Source organism: Borrelia hispanica CRI (assembly GCF_000500065.1).
Taxonomy (GTDB): domain Bacteria; phylum Spirochaetota; class Spirochaetia; order Borreliales; family Borreliaceae; genus Borrelia; species Borrelia hispanica.
In genome coordinates this window covers 1-2,301 of record NZ_AYOU01000096.1, presented here as the reverse complement: position 1 = coordinate 2,301, position 2,301 = coordinate 1, and the positions used below count along the sequence as shown (strand labels likewise).

The following is a 2,301-nucleotide window of genomic DNA, read 5'->3' as shown; positions in this document are numbered from 1 at the left end:
TTATATGATTTGAGTTGGTTTTGTTGATTTAGCCCATCAATATTAATATTGCCTTCTAGAATAGTACCACTAGGAATAGTTTTATATAGTGTTTGCCAGAGTGTTGATTTAAAATCAGAATTGATAATATTAGTTTTAGTTGAATCTAGTAGTGATTCATTCACTATAAGATAAATATTAGCTTTACCAGCTGTGCTTATGATATTTGCATATTCTATTCCGTCGATAGAAGTTAAAGCTGTATGTACAGCATTAAATGTTGTGCTTTTGATACTGATATGCTCTTCTATAGCTTTAAAGTATTCGCCCCCAGGGCTAATTTTAGAAAAGAGTATATTAACTTCATTAATAATTTGTTCTTCTATAATTGCAAGTGATGTTGCAATAATGTTGTAAATGGATGAGGGGTCGTCATTAATTACAATTCTATGCATATTTCGTAAGTTCTCACGTTTAGTTTCAACTATTTGTTTAATATTTTGTTTTAAAATACCAAAATCAGAATCAAATAGGATGCTCATAATTTAACCTCCATATTTAGAGTGTCATTTGGGAAGTGAAAGACAATGCTTATTGTGTTTGATTGTATGTTTACGTCAAGATTTACAATGTCAATTTTGAGATCTTGTATAACATAAATAAGTAAGTTTTGATTTGCGTTAAAGAGCTTATCTTGATAAGCTTTATAATGTGTGAATAATCTAAACCCCATTGAGAATCATAGAAAAGACTACCTTTTGAAGTCTTTAAGAATATAAATAGTCGTTGTTTTTGTTCTTCAATACTATCAACGATCTGTAAATTCGAATCAAAAGCTAAGTTAAAATCATTGTCAATTCTGATATCCAATCTTTATGTCCTTTATCCTTTTTAATTATCTTTAACCTTTAACCAATAAAAGGAAGTATAATACTATTTTTGCTAAAAACTATTTAAGCAGCATATTTATTTTGTTTTGTATATTGTTAACATATGTGTAAAAACTAGGTTCAACCGTAGCTTGTCCCGAAACTCTCAAATTGTATAAACAATTAACGATTTCTTCTAAGACTTGCTTTAAACTTATGTTATTATTTTTGATCTCCATAAGGTTTTGTGTGTGAATAGAAAAATCATCAACTTTGATAGTTGCATTTTGCATATCAATAGGCCTTAGAATATAGAAATAGTTTTTATCAAAATAGTTGTTATCTTTACTGTCAAATAGACTAATACTGCTTTGAAGAAGAATCACTTTATCTTCTGCATTTAGATAATAATGCATATTAGATATATTTTTTGTTTTTATTTCTAAGTTTTTGTATTCTGGAATTATAACCACGGCTTCTTGTGTCTGCGAATTAAAAGATTTGATAATGCCCACTTTAGAAATAAGGACATTAGAGTATATCCATTGTTTTATCTCTTCTTGTGTTAATGCAGAGCCTTGCATTTTGGAATTCATTCTGTAAATTTCATAATTTCCGTTCATTTATTATCCTTCGATTTTAATATGATTAGAATCGTCATGAAGTTTTAGCATTAAAGAACATTCGCCAGTGTTACTTAATATGGCACTAGTTTCTAAAATTGTGTTTTTAATCTTTTGACCAAGCGAGTCAATGAAACTAACCTTAGTTCCAACTTTTAATGTGTGTGTATACATAATTTTGGCACGCCAATAAATCATTCTAATTTTTCTAGTAGTGCCAATACTAATCTCTTGTTGAGGAATAAATTCAAGACCAAAATCTTCAAGAGGCATGTATTTTGAATCTGGTTCAGATAAATTAATATTTGTAAATATATAATTACATTCAACACCATTATTATTTCCAATATCTGTTTTAATACTTTGAACATATTTTTTAGTTATTTTTTCGACAAATTCTTTAGGTGTTTCTGCATAAAAACTTTCAGTAATTATTGTAGAACGATCTTTTATGCTCATATTAATGATATTTCTATTTGGGAAAGTCGATTTAATTGCTTCTTCAACGGTCATACCTTGAAATTGAGTATTTTCAAGTTTTCTATTAAAGAAATTACTCTTTGAGGCTAAATGAAGTTCCAAATCAACACTAAAGTCGCCACTGGGATAATCAGTGCTCATCGGCACTCCTAAATATCCAGCCATAATAAAGTCATATTGTTTGGCGTCATAAAACTTCTTATAAAATATTTTGACGATGTCGCCTTCTTTGATTGATTCTGTAAAGTCTAAAGGTAAGTTCCAAAGAGTTAATTTGGCTTGTTTTGAGGCCACATATTTATAGCTTGAATACAAATCTGATATCGATATGTCTACATGTATTCCATTAT

Annotated in this window: 4 protein-coding genes; all 4 read right to left on the bottom strand. The window is 28.7% G+C overall.

Annotated elements, in window-relative coordinates:
* Positions 1-521: DUF276 domain-containing protein (locus tag U880_RS0102755; RefSeq protein ID WP_024654604.1), on the bottom strand; the 521-nt coding region annotated here is incomplete at its 3' end.
* Positions 522-603: 82 nt separating this feature from the next.
* Complete coding sequence (locus U880_RS10820; protein WP_235047995.1) at positions 604-849, bottom strand: contractile injection system sheath initiator; 246 nt, start codon at positions 847-849, stop codon at positions 604-606.
* A 79-nt stretch (positions 850-928) separates the two neighbouring features.
* Positions 929-1,471 (bottom strand): DUF777 family protein, encoded by a 543-nt coding sequence (locus U880_RS0102745; protein ID WP_024654668.1) that lies wholly within the window; start codon positions 1,469-1,471, stop codon positions 929-931.
* A 3-nt stretch (positions 1,472-1,474) separates the two neighbouring features.
* Positions 1,475-2,301, bottom strand: an 827-nt coding sequence (locus tag U880_RS0102740) for a DUF693 family protein (protein WP_024654667.1), incomplete at its 5' end; no start/stop codon positions are given.

What these genes read in the sequence shown, in the direction of transcription:
- U880_RS0102745 (WP_024654668.1), bottom strand. Translation starts at nt 1,471, where the DNA reads ATGAACGGAAATTATGAAATTTACAGAATGAATTCCAAAATGCAAGGC.